Raw genomic sequence first — 14,994 nt, forward strand, 5'->3', positions numbered from 1 at the left:
TTTGAGATGGCTGCTGGTGATCAACTCGCCAGCGCCTGATTGAACTGAGGGCGATGATCAACCCGATCAATTTGTGAGGCTAGCGCCACACTGGTTTGTCGGGTTTTTTTACGTCTGTAGGAATGGTCCGACGGGCTGTGCTACGCGCGAAAACAGCGAATGAGGTAATCGCATTGCCCGCTTCTAACCGGAGAAAATGCCATGACAACCACTCCCATCAAGGCTTCACGTCAGCTGGGCAACTCCCCCTCTACACGTTCCCCCTCTGACATGTGGCGGCAATGTATTCAGCTGGACCGTCGACGAACCGACTTGGTTCTTGTTGCTCGACAAGATGGTCGATGCAGGCTTGAATTTCATTGATACCGCCGATGTGTATTCGCGCTGGGCGCGTACGCGCGTCTGATCGAGCAAGGCAAGGTCAGAGTGATAAGGTGCATCGAATTATTCGGCAGCGCGCCTGCTGGAAGCTATTCAGGTCAGCAAAGCAGAAAACTACCCGAGTTATCAAACATTGCAACCGCAATACAATCTGTACGATCGTGCCGATTATGAAAAAACGCTGCAGCCGCTGGTGCTGGAACATGGGATTGGGGTTATCAATTACTACGCATTGGCAAGTGGTTTTCTGAGCGGCAAGTACCGCGGAACCGCCGATCTGACCAAGAACCCGCGCGGGCAGGCGGTAAAACGCTATCTGGATACGCGTGGTCTGCGCATCCTGGATGCGCTCGATCTGGTCGCGGCACGTCTCAATGCAAATCCCGCGCGGGTTGCTTTAGCTTGGTTATTTGCGCGACCCGGTATTACGGCACCGATTGCGAGTGCCACGACGTTAGCGCACCTGGATGACTTGGTCGCCGCGACCCGACTGACGTTAGACGTCGAAGCGATTTCACTATTAAATCTTGCCAGTGCCGAAAGTTAAGACGCTGACTGTGCAACCTAGATAACCGCCCCTTTCATAGCAGCATATTCGGCACGGTATGGACGGTGCGCACCAGCACAATAAAACGCATGCTATCGGCCGATGCCACATCGCCACCGTCCCAGGTACGCGCCAACGCGACTTTATTTTGGGTAGAGACCAACCTTGCGTTGCCATCGGTCAGCGTTTCATCGCGCATGAAGTTCTGCTCGACCCACGTCACTCGATCGCGCCGTAACGATGCGATGTCCTGACTGGTGAACGACTCGAAACCGGTATTGCAAGCCTGAGCCAGATCTGGAGGGCGATGGAAGCGCTGTGACGCTGGATTCCGGGCTCTATAAATCCTTAAGTCGGTTCGCTGTTCCATTGCTCGCCAGGTCTTTTTATCTGAAATGGCATTATCGCTGACCGCTGCAACGCTATATTTTGGCCAACGCCTTGTTACGGCCGCGTATCCATTCCAGCGTCAGCAACAGACAGGTAGAAAATATGATCAGAATAGTTGCCAGCGCGGCGATCGTCGGGCTGATATTTTCCTTGATGCCAGTAAACATTTGCCGCGGCAAAGTGGCCTGCCCTGGACCTGCAACAAATAGGGTCACCACGACATCGTCGAACGACGTCGCAAAAGCAAACAACGCACCTGAAATCAACCCCGGCGCAATGACCGGCAATGTAATACGGAAGAACGTCATCAGCGGATTGGCGCCCAGGCTGAGGCTGGCGCGCACCAGATTGTGGTTGAATCCTTGCAGCGTTGCTAATACCGTCGTCACTACAAACGGTGCGCCCAGCGCTGCATGCGCCAGAATCAGGCCGGCATAGCTGTCGGACAAGCCGATCTGCGCGAAGAACAAATAAACCCCGACCCCGATTACAACAACCGGCACCACCATCGGAGAGATCAGCACCGCCATCAGCAAACCCTTGCCGCGAAATTCCGCCTTGTTCAATCCGACCGCCGCCAGCGTGCCGAGTACTGTCGCCAGTACGGTTGCTGAAGGTGCCACGATAAAACTATTCTTGGCGGCGCTGATCCATTCATCCGAATGGATCAGATTCTGATACCAGCGAAATGAGTAGCTGTGAATCGGATAGACCAGGAAGGTACTATCGCTGAACGACAATGGGATGATCACCAGAATCGGTAGCAACAGGAACGCCAGCACCAGTACATTGATTCCGCGAGACAAGAAAAACCAGGCGCGCTCGATGAACGAGAGATAGGGAGGGAATTGCGGAAATATCTTCATCATTTAAGCCATGCTCACATCAATTTTGGTAAAGCGGCGATATACCGTATACAACACTAGCGTAGCAGCAAACAGCAATGCACCGAGTGCGCAAGCCATGCCCCAGTTGATGGTGACATTGGTGAAATAAGCAATGTAATAACTCACCATCTGCTCGTTCGGGCCACCCAGCAAGGCCGGGGTAATGTAGTAACCGACCGACAAAATAAATACCAGTAATGCGCCAGCGCCAATCCCGGGATAAGTTTGCGGCACATACACGCGCCAGAAGGCGGCAAACGGATGACTGCCGAGCGATATTGCCGCGCGCAAATAGGTAGGTGGAATAGCTTTCATCACGCTGTACAGCGGCAGAATCATGAACGGCAACAGGATATGAGTCATGGCGATATACACGCCGATGCGGTTGAACAGCAACTCCAGCGGTGCCTGCGTCACGCCGATGGCCATCAGCGCCTTGTTGACCAGTCCTTCCGATTGCAGCAAGACAATCCAGGCGGCAACCCGCACCAACACGGAAGTCCAGAACGGGATCAAGACCAGGATCATGAACAAATTGGCGCGTCGGTCCGACATGCTGGATAACCAGTAGGCCAGTGGATAACCGATCACCACACAGGCCAGCGTCACCACCAGACTCATCCACAAAGTACGCGCAAAGATCTTTTGATATACCGACGCGCTGTCGTCGACTTTTTCGATATGGCCGTAGGGATTTTGCTTAAGGTCAAGCGCGGCCAATAAATAATAAGGCGAATAAGGCGTACCGTTTTTGGCGATCGCCCGCCAGTAATCCAGTTCACCCCATTGTGGATCAATATCGATCAAGGCCGGTTTTATTTGCGTGGCAGATACGGGCTGACCGTTGGCATCCACCAGTGGCAATGCTCGCGCGGTCTTCATGATGATAGAACGGGCACCGGAGATTTCCGAATTCAGGCGGCGTGCCAACGCACCAGTAGCACTATCCTGTCGCGCTTTCAGTAAATCGACCGCCAGCGCCGCATAGGCGGCGTCCGGCGGCGTACTCTTGCGATCCCAGCTCGCCAATGCGGCGACGGTATGCGGAAGCGTAGTGACAATCTCCGGGTTCTCCACTGCCCGCTTGAGCAGCATGGCAATTGGAACCAAAAATGTCAGCAGCAAAAATATCGCCAGGGGCGCAATCAGCGCCAGCGCAGCAGTACGCTTGCGAAACAGTGCCTGACGCAATTCCCGCTTGAGCTGCGTATTCGGCTGAGGGCTGGTGGGCTCGGTCGTCATATTAGGGACGGCAGCGCCGGATGGAATAGAATTCATAGTGATCTGGTATTACCAAAAAATACTGCTGCCATGATGTACGCAATGGCAAAAAGGCGACCGAAACATGGCGAGCAGTGGTCACAGGACGCCTGCGGCGTACCTCTTTGAAAAGCACTCCTCGCCACCTTTCCTCGAAGCTTAAATAGCACTACAAATTATTCCATTTCCACATCAAAGGTGAACGCGACGAAGCTAAGGACACGTTATTCATGGCAAGGATAACTCCTGCCCTATACATCCATGGGCAAGAGCGGACCTAAAACGCACGTTTGATATAAAAAAAATTACTTGGCAGCCCAGGCAGTGAAACGTTGTTCCAGCTCTTCACCGTGGTCGGTCCAGAACGACAAATTGAGTTGCAGCGCATCCTTGGCATTGGCCGCAGATGTCGGCAGGTTCGCCAGTGTTTTGGCATCCAGCATCTTCAGCGCATTATTGTTAACCGGACCGTAGGCAATGTTGCTAGCGTAATTTTTTTGCGATTCAGGGGTGCTGGCAAATGCGATGAATTTCTCTGCCTGCTCCTTGTTCGGCGTTCCCTTTGGAATGACCCAGAAGTCTAGCGTGTAAATACTGCCGAGCCAGCTCACCTTCAGGTTTTTGCCTTCGCGTTGCGCCGCGTCGATACGGCCATTGAACGCGGTCGACATCACGACATCGCCGGCCACCAGGAATTGCGGCGGTTGTGCGCCTGCTTCCCACCACTGGATGTTCGGCTTCAATTCATCGAGTTTCTTGAAGGCACGATCGACACCGGCTTTGGTGCTTAGCACCTTGTAGACATCCTTCGGGGCCACGCCATCGGCCATCAATGCGAATTCCAGCGTGTACTCGGCGCCCTTCTTCATGGCACGTTTGCCAGGGAATTTTTTGACGTTCCAGAAATCGGCCCAATCCTTCGGTGCCACTTTCAGTTTGTCGGCATCGTAAGCCAGCACGGTTGACCAAACGAAGGCGCCCATGCCACATTCATTAATTGCCGAGGGCAGGAAATCGGCTTTGTTACCGAGTTTTTTCACGTCGATTTTTTCCAGCAAGCCTTCTTCGCAAGCGCGTCCAATATCTCCAGCATCCACTTCCACGACATCCCAGCTGACTTTTTTGGCTTCGACCATGGCTTTGATTTTGGCCAGTTCGCCATTGAATTCCACCACGGTAATCTTGTCGCCGGTGGCCTTGGAAAACGGTTCGATGTAAGCAACTTTTTGCGCAGCACCGTTGGCGCCGCCGAAATTGACAATCGTCAGGTTAGCCGCGTGGGTCATGCCGACTGCTGCCACAGACAAAACTATACTGGTCAGAACAGGTTTGAATAACAATTTCATCACGTCTCCTAATGGGTGCAAATGTGGAAGTACAGATAATTAAGTGCTTACTATTGCCAAATGAAAGGTATCTCAAAAAACCGCCGCCTCAGCTGACGCTGACCTTGCCCAAGGAGTACGGCAACGTGCTATCCGGTTTCTTGCAACGCGGGGATCGGCGCAGTTGTCGAATCCCTCGGCAGGTTTTTAGAGATGCCTCAAATGAAAATACGCAGATGGTCGGGATTTATGTCCAGTACCACCTGAGTTCCTTCATGTAAACCTGCCAAGGCCGGATCGTTCAATATCAGTTTGACAAAACAGTCCGCCTGATGCGGGATTGCGCAGCGCACGCGCACGTGATCGCCGAAATAAATCAGGCTGGTGACATTGGCGCGCAGCGCACTCGGATGGGCACTATCGGATGGCAGTAGGCGTATGCGCTCTGGTCGTATGCAGGCGACTACCGCCTCATTAGCTCTGGCCTGGTTGGCATTGACGCCGGTCAGTTGTGCGCCGTTAGGCAAGCGCACCGTGCAGCGCTCTCCTTCGGTCGAAGCGATGACGCCGTTGAAGCGATTGTTATCGCCAATGAAACCGGCGACGAATTGATTTTCGGGATATTCGTATAAACGATCGACCACCGCCAGTTGCTGGATGATGCCCTGATCGAACACCGCGACCCGGTCCGACATCGTTAAGGCTTCGCTTTGATCGTGCGTCACATACACGAAGGTGACGCCGAGGCTTTTATGCAGCGCCTTCAGTTCGAGTTGCATGTGCTCGCGCAACTGTTTATCGAGGGCACCCAATGGTTCATCCATCAGCACCAGTTTCGGATCAAATACCAGTGCCCGTCCCAATGCAACGCGCTGTTGCTGACCACCTGACAACTGGGCTGGATAGCGGTCGCCGAACTTGCCCATCTGGACCATGTCGAGCGCCTTCTTTACCTTGTCAGCGCGTTCGCTACCGTTTATGTTGCGCACCCGCAGCGGATAGGCGACGTTTTGCGCTACCGTCATATGCGGAAACAGCGCGTAATTCTGAAACACCATGCCGATATTGCGCTTGTGTGGCGGTACTTTGTTGAGCAGTTGACCGTCAAGACGAATCTCGCCGCCCGTCGGAAACTCAAATCCGGCCAGCATCATCAAACAAGTTGTCTTACCGGAGCCGGACGGCCCGAGCAAGGTCAAAAATTCACCACGCTTGATATCCAGATTGAGATTCTTGACTACCAGACTTTCGCCGTCATAGGTTTTCTTGACACCCGAAAACTGCACCAGCGTATCCACACCGTTACGTGCGATATCGGCCAGATGGGGGGATAAATTTCCTTGTTTCAACTTGTACTCCTGCCAAATATGGAATGCCAGCGGTTTTGCGCCGCTCCGTTAGTATCTATTTTGCGCACTTTCTAATGCATTTCGAATACTAAGGCTTTCGTGGACTTACAATATAGAGCCACTTTCAATTATTTAACGGAGCCACTTTGCGCATCGCCTCTCTCTCTGAATTTCTGCTGATACGTATTGAGCGTCTTTTGGATAGCACTTTGGTAAAGCCGCGCAATACGCCGAAATCCGGGCTCTCAAGCGGCTCCTCCACCTCAAGCGCCGGCGCGCCACTGAACCGACAGATTTATCAAGCCATCCGTGAAGCCATCCTTGCGCAGCTGTTGCCATCCGGTTTGCAATTGCCATCATCGCGCGATCTCGCGCGCGAATTGGCAATATCACGCAATACCGTGACTTACGCCTATGAACAATTGATTGCCGAAGGCTATCTGGAAACGCGTGCGGGCTCCGGCACTTTCATCGCCGACACCACGCCAAATCAGATTCCCGGTGGCCGCTTAAACAAACCGCCACTGACCGATCCCAGCGGTCAATCGGAGCTCTCCGCTCATGGCGCGCAATTGATTCAACAAGCGGGTGTCAGCGATTTGCAATGGGGCGCGTTCATGCCCGGCGTTCCGGACGTGACGTTGTTCCCGAACAAAATATGGAGCCGCCTGCAAAATAAGCACTGGCGGCGTTCGCGTGCCGATTTGCTAACCTACGGTGAAGCGGGCGGCTATATGCCACTGCGCGAAGCGATCGCCGAATACCTGCGTATAGCGCGCTCGGTCAACTGTCATGCTAATCAGGTCATCATTACTACCGGCATCCACCAGTCGCTGGATATTGTTGTCAAATTGCTGGGTGAACATGGCGATAGCGCCTGGGTCGAAGATCCTTGTTACTGGGGTACCCGTAGCGTGCTCAACTCGCTCGGGATCAAGCCGGTCGCCATTCCGGTAGATACCGAAGGTATGCGCATGCGGCTGGCCAACCTGCGCCAACCGCCGCGTTTTATCTGCACCACACCATCTCATCAATATCCGCTCGGGATGGTAATGAGCCTGTCGCGGCGGCGCGCCTTGCTGGAGTATGCGGCAAGCCGCAAAGTCTGGATTATCGAGGATGATTACGACAGCGAATTCCGCTACGGAAGCCGTCCATTGGCAGCCTTGCAGGGGATGGATACGCATGACCGGGTGCTGTACATGGGGACCTTTAGCAAAACCATGTTTCCCAGTATGCGGATCGGCTTTATGGTGGTGCCAGAGTCACTGGCGGGCGCATTTGCCACCGGCGTGTCCGAACTGTATCGCGGCAGTCAGGTGTTTATGCAAGCGATCATGGCAGACTTCATGACCGAGGGACATTTTACCTCTCACATCCGGCGCATGCGGATGCTGTATGCGGAGCGCCTGCAACTGCTACAGGATGCGATCGCACACCATTTCGGCGATCGCATCACGCTGACCGGCGGCGAGGCCGGTTTGCATCTGGCGATGGGCCTGCCGCCGCAATGTGACGACCTGGCCATCAGTCGCGTAGCGCGTGAGGCCGGTATCGTCGCCCGTCCTTTATCACGATATTATATGGACCCGGCCTTCTCGCAAAAAGGCTTGTTACTGGGCTACGCTTGCGTGCCGAGCGAACAGATACGACCTGCTTTCGATAAGCTGGCCACGATTATCAAGGCACACTGGAAGTGAACTCCGGCACGATACTGACGTATTTCTTCTCCTACAAGCGATCATGCGCTAGCAGTGCCCAAATCGTTTGCGTGATTTTTTTAATCAGCGCCAAACTGTTCTCTAATATGCGGTGCAGACTGGCGTGTCAGATGCCTAATTGCGCATCTAACTCTTTCAATACGGCCGCCAGCATTAGCCGGCGTTTCACAATCTTCAGACGAAAAAACCTCTACATTCCTTACGGGCTTTAGAGGGGTTTTTAATTGGCACTTAAAACCCAATACTTAGCCAGGCAGGCGCATCACGAAGGTGACAGCGCAAAAGACCAAGGTGGAATGGGCACAGTTTCTGCACGACATCGCTCAGCAGAGCCATCAGGCACCACGCATCACATTAGTCACGGACAACATCAACACCCACACGTAAGATGCATTGTACGAAGTATTTGAACCACAGCGGGTCAAGGCGCTGTGGGACCGCTTCGAGATCGGAGACCGTACAAAGCGGACGGTCAACGATGTAAGTTATCCGGCTCGGCGTAGTCGGGCCGGGGTTGAGGCGCCGAATAGTACATTCCCCAGCCGCAATTGTTGTTCACTCTTGAACCGTGTAGGTGGTCTCTTTGAACAATGCATTAATACGGTGGGCGGGAGTTTTTACATTTTCCTCGTAGCAACTCGCTGTGATCACAGCCATCAAGTCCAGATTGGGCACGACCTGTACCGCTGGATTCCGGCCTCCATAAATCCTTAAGTCGGTTCGCTGTTCCATTGCTCCCAAGTCCCAGAAACGGCGTAAAATACCCAAAGGCAATAAAATTGCTATGTTCATCTGTTGAGTGGCCCCATGTGATGGTGTCTTGTTTTTGAGAACCTCCACCGCATCCCCTCTTCAGCGATATTTTTTATTGGGGGCAGGTATGGAGTTCATTCCATTTGAAGTCGTCACGATCTCTGAAGCAAAAGCGGTCCTTGATATAGCTAGCGTAGCGGCTAAAGAAGAGCATTGGGAGACTGCGCGTAGGTTGGAGATTCCAGCCGACTTGAAGTTGAACGAGACAACTTATCAGTGGGTATTGACGCTTCCCGTTGAGGTTTGGCCTCTTTGGTTAATGAAATATTTCCCCCGTATTGCGAACCAATTTGCCAATACATGGACAAAACAATTAATCTGCGAAACTTTATTTATCCAACTTCTGATGGATCAAAGAGGTCATCGCAAAGGATTTCCGGTGGACGTATCCCGAGAAATTATGGCCTTAAAATCACACTTCGAAACATTAGCTTTCACGCCATTAAGCGAGCAATCTTTTAAAGGTTGACGCCGCGCAAACGCGGGATGCCTATACCCTCTAAAATATCTATCTGATTCGTCAATATGTGGAATCACATAAATCCAAGTTGCCTTTTGGAATGTGGGTTGCGAAGCATTCCTATGGCAAAGAACGTGATAATGTTTGGTGGCTTACATTTTAAGCAAACAGCTAAAAAAATGCTTACTCTCAAGTTTGATGAATCAGCAAATTATTCATTGCTTGAGGATGTTCGGCGCTGCTTGACCGTGCTGTCGGGTTTGATGAATGCGAACAAAATAAGACCAACAAACAGCTGATAAAAAGACAGGTGATACGATATGGAGCGAAATGAATTTGTAGAAATGATTGCCAAAGAAGGATTCGCAGAGGGCGTAATTGTAGAGAGGGAATCCAATGGATTTCTCGAAGCCCACGTGCATTCCTTTGAAGCAAAAGCACTCATCCTTGCAGGCGAATTGCGCATGCGGGTCGGAGAAGTAGAACAAGTCTATACACCTGGAAGTGTGTTTCACTTGTTAGCAAACGTATCCCATTCGGAGTTCTACGGTCCCGAAGGCCTTCAGTACCTGGTCGGCAGGAAAGAAGAGGCTAGCGAGTCGTAGAAATGTTATTTTGGGTAAATCGGCTAAGACTGGGCGATTTCGGCGTCACATGATGCGTTTACCGTTGACGACAACGCCTTGCGGCCCAAAGGTCGATTCCAGCGACAATTGCTTGCCATCGTCCTTGATATAACCTTGGTCGACATACATCTTCAACTGGTTTTCCTTCATCTGCCGTTGTGCAGATGCTGCGGCATTTTTTTGTTCGAATGCGTTCAGGAACACATCGCGCGCGAGCGTCAGCGAACCTTTGCCGGAAATTTTTTCCTTCAGCAGCACCATCACGTTGTCACCCATCAGCGCGTCCGGCGTCAAGCCTTTACCATCCATATTTATTTCAAAGGTGCCGGCTACTTCGCCGTTAGGAGTCTTCAGACTGAGGCGGTCGATGCGGAAGCTGGGGGAGCTGGCGACCAGTTCGCCGGCATGCTGCATCAGCATGGTCATCTGTGCCTTTTTCTGGGCTAGCTTGGCATCGGTGCTGTCGTTGCCCGCTGCTGGCGCTGCGACTGCAGCAACGTCGGCACCGGCGACTGGCGGGGCTTTCGCAGCCGCTTCGTAAAACGCCTTGGAAGCAGCCTGAATTTTCAGTAGTCCATCCTTGTTCAGGTTGAGATAGGAAAAATCGAAATGGATGTCGTCGGCAACAACGCCGTTGGCATCGCCGAAGATGCTCTTGTCTATCTTGGTCTGGTAAACTAGATCGAAATTGTTGCCGTGGTCTTTCAGGTCGGTCTCCATGACCAGGTTTTGTAGTTTCAGGACGGCGTTACCGTTTTTGGTAGCTTCGATACTATCTAGTTTGATGTGCCCGTCTTGTTGCCAGGTGTCAGTGGCGCTCTTCTCGTCCTTGTAGGTACCGCTCAGGTTGAGATTGCTCAGACTGACGTTGATCTGGCTACCAGCAGCAGTGGCGCTGAGGGATGGTAGATTGAGATCGTATTTTTGCGTTTCGCCGCTTTTCCCATGGAAGTTCAAGTTAAGGTTTTTACCAACGATATGCAGGCCTTCCTGGCTCTTCCAATCGATTTCCGGTGCTGCAACGCTGGTCGACAGGCCGCCGAAGAATAGCTTGTCGGTGCTGGCATTGAGCTTGATCGGTAATGGTGTTTCCACTCCTTTGTCGTCTACCAGCGCGATCGTGTGCGTGATCTTGGCCCAACGGTAAAACGGAATGGCGAATTGATTGACCTTGTGAGTTACCGTCAGGCGGACCGGCGGCACTAGCATCGAAATCGCGTATTCAGTCTTGGCTGTCGACGAGAACCAGCCGCGCTGGAACGAGGCCAGCTTGGTGCTGATCGGCAAGGAACTACTGCCCGATGTGTCCTGGCCAATTTTGCTAAATTCCGCTTTGGCGCGCATGCCGACTATGCCAGGAACCACGGCAACCCACGCAAGTACGACGACGCCGACGGCGATGGCTATTTGAGAACGCTTCATGTTTTCTTTTTTTGAAAGAATAAAAGTTAATAATAACTTAAGTATTGCATTGGGTAAATGTTTTGGTGTTTTGCAGCGCGTACAGCGCCTAGGATAGCCTTGCTGGCCCAATGCGCCAACGAATTTGTATTCGGGGCAAAGCCAACATTGTAGGACCTGTACGCGAAGGTAACTGTTCAGTTCTCGCGTAATGTTGTGCCCGCGACACACGGCGGCTTAGATGGAATACGCGATAAAAATGCAGTAGAGTCCGATTTAGCTCGGCCCGAGCAACTCGAAACCTATAGCGAGCCGAAGTCGGATGCCGCCGACCTAGCTACAGCTTATGCGCATGGTTTAGTGCTCAACCATGGGTATAGCGACGGAAGCAAACGCACGGCTTGGGTTGTTGTGCGGGTTTTTCTTGCTGACAATGGCATCAAACTACTGTTTTCCGCAATCGAGGCGATTCGTGCGATGGAACAAACCGCAGCTGGCTCGCTCAGCGAGCAAGATCTGGCACAGTGGTTTCGGCAGCGTATTGTTGAATAATTTCGGAGTGCCTAAGCAAATCCTTCGCTCGTATTTGTGTGTGCCTAGCCAGCATCTTCCAATACCTGTGACCTGATACAAGTGCGACCTGCTCGATCCGATACCCTTGCTCAAATAGACGTGAAATTCCCTCATGACGTAAATCATGGAATCTTAGGTCAACAATTTTCTGAGCTAGTGCGGCCAAAAGGTTTAACGGCCTGCATTTCTCGTTTGTAACGATCAATTAGCTTTGAAACGGTAAAGGCGGACAAAGTACGACCGTCCTTAAATCGGAGGTATCCATCTCATGTTCGATCTTGCGCGTCCATTCTTGCGCCATTGCTTTGGTCGGGAGCGACTTGCTGATAGCGCCCTGAGCCGGGCGCGGAGGGAATAACTTTGCAATGGCGTGACGCAGTTTGATGCACCTGGAGCCTGTTATTGTGATGAGCAAAACTGCATATTACTAAATGTAGTTACAAATATTACTTAGTTTGAGTAGTGTTCGTAGCTGCAATAAATAAATGGAAATAACATTCGACGTTATCAAAGATGTTGTAAATGTAGGCCCCAACGCGTGGAGCCTTTGTTCATGCGAACAGCAGGTTTACTTGACCAGCTTACGGCGCCCCGCCACGGCCAAGCCAACTAGGCCCATGCCCAACAAGGCCAGCGAAGCAGGTTCCGGAACCACATTTGCATTCGTCGACAGGAAGTTGGCCGAAACGTATCGGTTGGAAGCGCCATTCAAGGAGGTGACGAACGTATCTTGCCCATTACTCCAAGCACCCTGCAGGTAGGAAATGTCGGAACTAGTATTGATACCGTTCACCTGATACAGCCAGTTCGCCTGGGAAACACCAACGCCCATCCGATACAGCTGACCAGCGGTGAGTGAAACCGTGTTGCTCAAGTTTGTGTAAATGAAATCGCCGATCACGTTGCCACCTACCGGAACTACCGCTGACGCAAGCAAGGTACCCGTATCGTTCCACAGGGAGACCGTTGTCGGTGCCGTCAGGCCATTGACGTCATAAGTACCAAGCGCGGTTACATTCAGATTTTGGCTTGCGGAAAACTGAAAGCCAATCGTCCAGTTGCCGCCAAAATAGCCTTAGCTGCTCTGCCAAGAATTGATGGCGGGTATCACGCTAGCGTGCGACGAACCTGCAAATCCCAACATCAGTCCAATAGCGGCCAGTAGCAGTTTCTTTTTGATTGTGTTCATAATTTTTCCTCTGGATTGGGCAGTGAGTGCTGTTTATAAAGCAATTCTTATGCCATAATATAAAACAGGAAAAATACTATACAAATCAGATGCTTAGCCGACTTACTCAGGATCGACAGGAAGCCACATGTAAAGAATTCCGACAATCAAACACTACAAGTAGTTAATACCTTTGCATCGATAGTTCCCGCCGAAATAAGAACAAAATAGAAGTGCCACTTTGATGGTTAATTGTAAGGAGTGGCGACAATGGTTCGAATCATCCGGTTTCGGCTCACCATAGATCCCATAATTGTTTTGCTGCTTTTAAAACGGAACCTAAATAAGTTAGATCAATGCCAATAGTGACACCCCTAGCGCCCGGGCGATCAGAAGTAGCCGTGCTGCGCATCTTGATAAAGTCGACCAGCCTGTTTGTCGTCAGATCGGGCAAGAGGACGTCACCGAGCGCTATATTGAGCGATCCCAATACCGCGGCTTTATTTTTGCCGAAGGGTTTTTTTGCCCCAATCTCTATAGTATAACGGTCGATAAGAGTGCCTATGTCATCTCTGCTATGATACGTCCGTCCTGAAACTTCAATGAGCGCATGTCGGATTCGACCTTAGATGCCCATTCTTGGGCACGCGCTTTAGTATCGAACATGTCGCTTACAGCAGGAAAGCCTTGCTTGCGCACCCGAGCGCGCCAGCGCTTACCGATCTTTTGTATAGTTGCCATTAATATGAATTGTTGTCCAATTTGTGTCCAATGACAGATGTTAAACCATTAAATAACGTGAATTTCCGTGAGCTCTAAAATAGTTATCAATCCCTTGGAAACCCTTGCCACGCTTGATAAAGCGCCGAAATACGGGGGGCGTAAAATATCTGTTGCGCCCATGATGGACTGGACCGATAGACACTGTCGCGTATTCCACCGTCAAATCACGCGTCATACCTGGCTTTATACGGAAATGGTGACAACGGGAGCGTTGTTGCACGGCGATGTGCCGCGTCATCTTGATTTCAACGACGAAGAGCATCCGGTTGCCTTGCAGTTAGGTGGAAGCGATCCGGCTGATTTGGCGAAAAGTGCCAAACTGGGTGAGCAATGGGGTTACGATGAGATCAACTTAAACTGCGGTTGCCCCTCTGAACGCGTACAAAAGGGTGCTTTTGGCGCTTGTTTGATGGCTGAAGCGGATCTTGTCGCTGACGGGGTGAAGGCAATGCGTGATGTCGTTGATATCGACGTAACGGTCAAGCACCGAATTGGGATTGATCAAATTGAGTCGTACGATTTTGTCCGTGATTTTGTAGGCACGATAGCGGAGGCGGGTTGTCAAACGTTTATTGTCCATGCGCGCAACGCTATTTTAAAGGGCTTGAGTCCGAAGGAAAATCGTGAGATTCCTCCGCTGAAATATGACTTTGCTTACCAGTTAAAACGCGATTTTCCGCATCTTGAAATTATCATCAATGGTGCAATCAAAACCACCGCTGAAATCGACCTTCACCTGGCACACGTGGATGGCGTTATGTTGGGACGCGAGGCGTATCACAATCCCTATTTGATGGCGGATTTCGACGCACGTTACTACGATGATGAAAAAGTAACTCCGAAGTCCCGTGCTGAAGTCGTGGAAACGATGATGCCTTACATTCGTCGTCAGCTTGAGTTATATGGTCGCGATGGTAGTGGCCTGCGTTTAAACAGTATTACGCGTCATATGTTGGGTTTAATGGCTGGTTTGCCGGGCGCGCGAGGATTTCGGCAAGTGTTGTCAGACTCGAAAAAGCTGGCGACAGGTGATCCTGCGCTATTGTTAGAGGCTTTGAAACGTATGCAATTAGTGGCTGCGTGAGTTCAGCTATTAATTCCGCAAAGAGTTATGAATTTTGAAATTAAATGTCGTTTTTCGCTTCTCAGAAAATGTTGGTATTGCTAATGAAGGTTTTGTCTATTCTTCGCAAACCGTGTTTTTAGCGTGCTATAAAGCCTGCTATAACGCACTATTTTTTCCGATTTCGAAGCGTGATTGTCAGTAAGCGCTTATTCGCTAAGCGTCCTTGACGGATAAATCTATTAAA

Annotated in this window: 13 protein-coding genes and 3 pseudogenes; 6 read left to right on the forward strand and 10 right to left on the reverse strand. The window is 51.3% G+C overall.

What is annotated here, in order from left to right; translation table 11 throughout:
- The first annotated feature begins 265 nt into the window (after window positions 1-265).
- Window positions 266-928, forward strand: a pseudogene (locus tag QN379_RS13190) (aldo/keto reductase).
- A 46-nt stretch (window positions 929-974) separates the two neighbouring features.
- Here QN379_RS13190 and QN379_RS13195 read toward each other — a convergent pair.
- The 5 genes and pseudogenes from QN379_RS13195 to QN379_RS13215 form a co-directional block, all read right to left on the reverse strand.
- Window positions 975-1,223, reverse strand: a pseudogene (locus QN379_RS13195) (Tn3 family transposase); the annotation flags it as partial.
- A gap of 127 nt (window positions 1,224-1,350) precedes the next feature.
- On the reverse strand, window positions 1,351-2,184 hold the full coding sequence (locus tag QN379_RS13200; protein ID WP_323506863.1) for an ABC transporter permease: 834 nt from the start codon (window positions 2,182-2,184) through the stop codon (window positions 1,351-1,353).
- A gap of 3 nt (window positions 2,185-2,187) precedes the next feature.
- A complete protein-coding gene (locus tag QN379_RS13205) occupies window positions 2,188-3,447 on the reverse strand; it encodes an ABC transporter permease (RefSeq protein WP_322240517.1) in 1,260 nt (419 codons plus the stop codon).
- A 323-nt stretch (window positions 3,448-3,770) separates the two neighbouring features.
- Window positions 3,771-4,751 carry an ABC transporter substrate-binding protein gene (locus QN379_RS13210; protein WP_416348548.1) on the reverse strand — a complete coding sequence of 327 codons (981 nt, stop codon included), beginning with the start codon at window positions 4,749-4,751 and terminating at the stop codon, window positions 3,771-3,773.
- Between the two features lie 257 nt (window positions 4,752-5,008).
- Entirely contained in the window at window positions 5,009-6,139 is a 1,131-nt protein-coding gene (locus tag QN379_RS13215) for an ABC transporter ATP-binding protein (RefSeq protein WP_323506830.1), read from the reverse strand.
- Between the two features lie 209 nt (window positions 6,140-6,348).
- Between QN379_RS13215 and QN379_RS13220 the strand changes: the two genes are divergently transcribed.
- Window positions 6,349-7,839 carry a PLP-dependent aminotransferase family protein gene (locus tag QN379_RS13220; RefSeq protein WP_416186868.1) on the forward strand — a complete coding sequence of 497 codons (1,491 nt, stop codon included), beginning with the start codon at window positions 6,349-6,351 and terminating at the stop codon, window positions 7,837-7,839.
- Window positions 7,840-8,415: 576 nt separating this feature from the next.
- On the opposite strand, the gene QN379_RS13230 is transcribed toward QN379_RS13220, so the two are convergent.
- Window positions 8,416-8,652, reverse strand: a complete 237-nt coding sequence (locus tag QN379_RS13230; RefSeq protein WP_323506831.1) for a hypothetical protein — start codon at window positions 8,650-8,652, stop codon at window positions 8,416-8,418.
- Window positions 8,653-8,686: 34 nt separating this feature from the next.
- Between QN379_RS13230 and QN379_RS13235 the strand changes: the two genes are divergently transcribed.
- Entirely contained in the window at window positions 8,687-9,142 is a 456-nt protein-coding gene (locus tag QN379_RS13235; protein ID WP_322236700.1) for a hypothetical protein, read from the forward strand.
- Window positions 9,143-9,453: 311 nt separating this feature from the next.
- A complete protein-coding gene (locus QN379_RS13240) occupies window positions 9,454-9,738 on the forward strand; it encodes a cupin (RefSeq protein WP_322236702.1) in 285 nt (94 codons plus the stop codon).
- Window positions 9,739-9,783: 45 nt separating this feature from the next.
- Here the strand turns inward: QN379_RS13240 and QN379_RS13245 are convergent, their stop codons facing one another.
- Entirely contained in the window at window positions 9,784-11,181 is a 1,398-nt protein-coding gene (locus QN379_RS13245) for a DUF945 family protein (RefSeq protein ID WP_323506832.1), read from the reverse strand.
- Between the two features lie 195 nt (window positions 11,182-11,376).
- Here QN379_RS13245 and QN379_RS13250 point away from each other — a divergent pair, with 195 nt between their 5' ends.
- Complete coding sequence (locus QN379_RS13250; RefSeq protein ID WP_323506833.1) at window positions 11,377-11,712, forward strand: type II toxin-antitoxin system death-on-curing family toxin; 336 nt, start codon at window positions 11,377-11,379, stop codon at window positions 11,710-11,712.
- Here the strand turns inward: QN379_RS13250 and QN379_RS13255 are convergent.
- The 3 genes and pseudogenes from QN379_RS13255 to QN379_RS13265 form a co-directional block, all read right to left on the reverse strand.
- Window positions 11,663-11,878, reverse strand: a pseudogene (locus QN379_RS13255) (hypothetical protein); the annotation flags it as partial. The gene QN379_RS13250 and the pseudogene QN379_RS13255 sit on opposite strands and share 50 nt — an antisense overlap.
- A 423-nt stretch (window positions 11,879-12,301) precedes the next feature.
- The gene (locus QN379_RS13260; protein WP_323506864.1) at window positions 12,302-12,784 is read right to left on the reverse strand and encodes a DUF4082 domain-containing protein; all 483 of its coding nucleotides are present in this window, start codon (window positions 12,782-12,784) and stop codon (window positions 12,302-12,304) included.
- 678 nt (window positions 12,785-13,462) lie between these two features.
- Window positions 13,463-13,642, reverse strand: a complete 180-nt coding sequence (locus tag QN379_RS13265) for a hypothetical protein (protein WP_322236710.1) — start codon at window positions 13,640-13,642, stop codon at window positions 13,463-13,465.
- A gap of 94 nt (window positions 13,643-13,736) precedes the next feature.
- Between QN379_RS13265 and dusA the strand changes: the two genes are divergently transcribed.
- A complete protein-coding gene (dusA, locus tag QN379_RS13270; RefSeq protein ID WP_323506865.1) occupies window positions 13,737-14,768 on the forward strand; it encodes a tRNA dihydrouridine(20/20a) synthase DusA in 1,032 nt (343 codons plus the stop codon).
- Window positions 14,769-14,994: the final 226 nt, after the last annotated feature.

Source organism: Glaciimonas sp. Gout2, from assembly GCF_035018905.1.
Classification (GTDB): Bacteria; Pseudomonadota; Gammaproteobacteria; order Burkholderiales; family Burkholderiaceae_D; genus Glaciimonas.

What these genes read in the sequence shown, in the direction of transcription:
- QN379_RS13200 (WP_323506863.1), bottom strand. Translation starts at nt 2,184, where the DNA reads ATGAAGATATTTCCGCAATTCCCTCCCTATCTCTCGTTCATCGAGCGC.
- QN379_RS13205 (WP_322240517.1), bottom strand. Translation starts at nt 3,447, where the DNA reads ATGACGACCGAGCCCACCAGCCCTCAGCCGAATACGCAGCTCAAGCGG.
- QN379_RS13210 (WP_416348548.1), bottom strand. Translation starts at nt 4,751, where the DNA reads ATGACCCACGCGGCTAACCTGACGATTGTCAATTTCGGCGGCGCCAAC.
- QN379_RS13230 (WP_323506831.1), bottom strand. Translation starts at nt 8,652, where the DNA reads ATGAACATAGCAATTTTATTGCCTTTGGGTATTTTACGCCGTTTCTGG.
- QN379_RS13240 (WP_322236702.1), top strand. Translation starts at nt 9,454, where the DNA reads ATGGAGCGAAATGAATTTGTAGAAATGATTGCCAAAGAAGGATTCGCA.
- QN379_RS13245 (WP_323506832.1), bottom strand. Translation starts at nt 11,181, where the DNA reads ATGAAGCGTTCTCAAATAGCCATCGCCGTCGGCGTCGTCGTACTTGCG.
- QN379_RS13265 (WP_322236710.1), bottom strand. Translation starts at nt 13,642, where the DNA reads ATGGCAACTATACAAAAGATCGGTAAGCGCTGGCGCGCTCGGGTGCGC.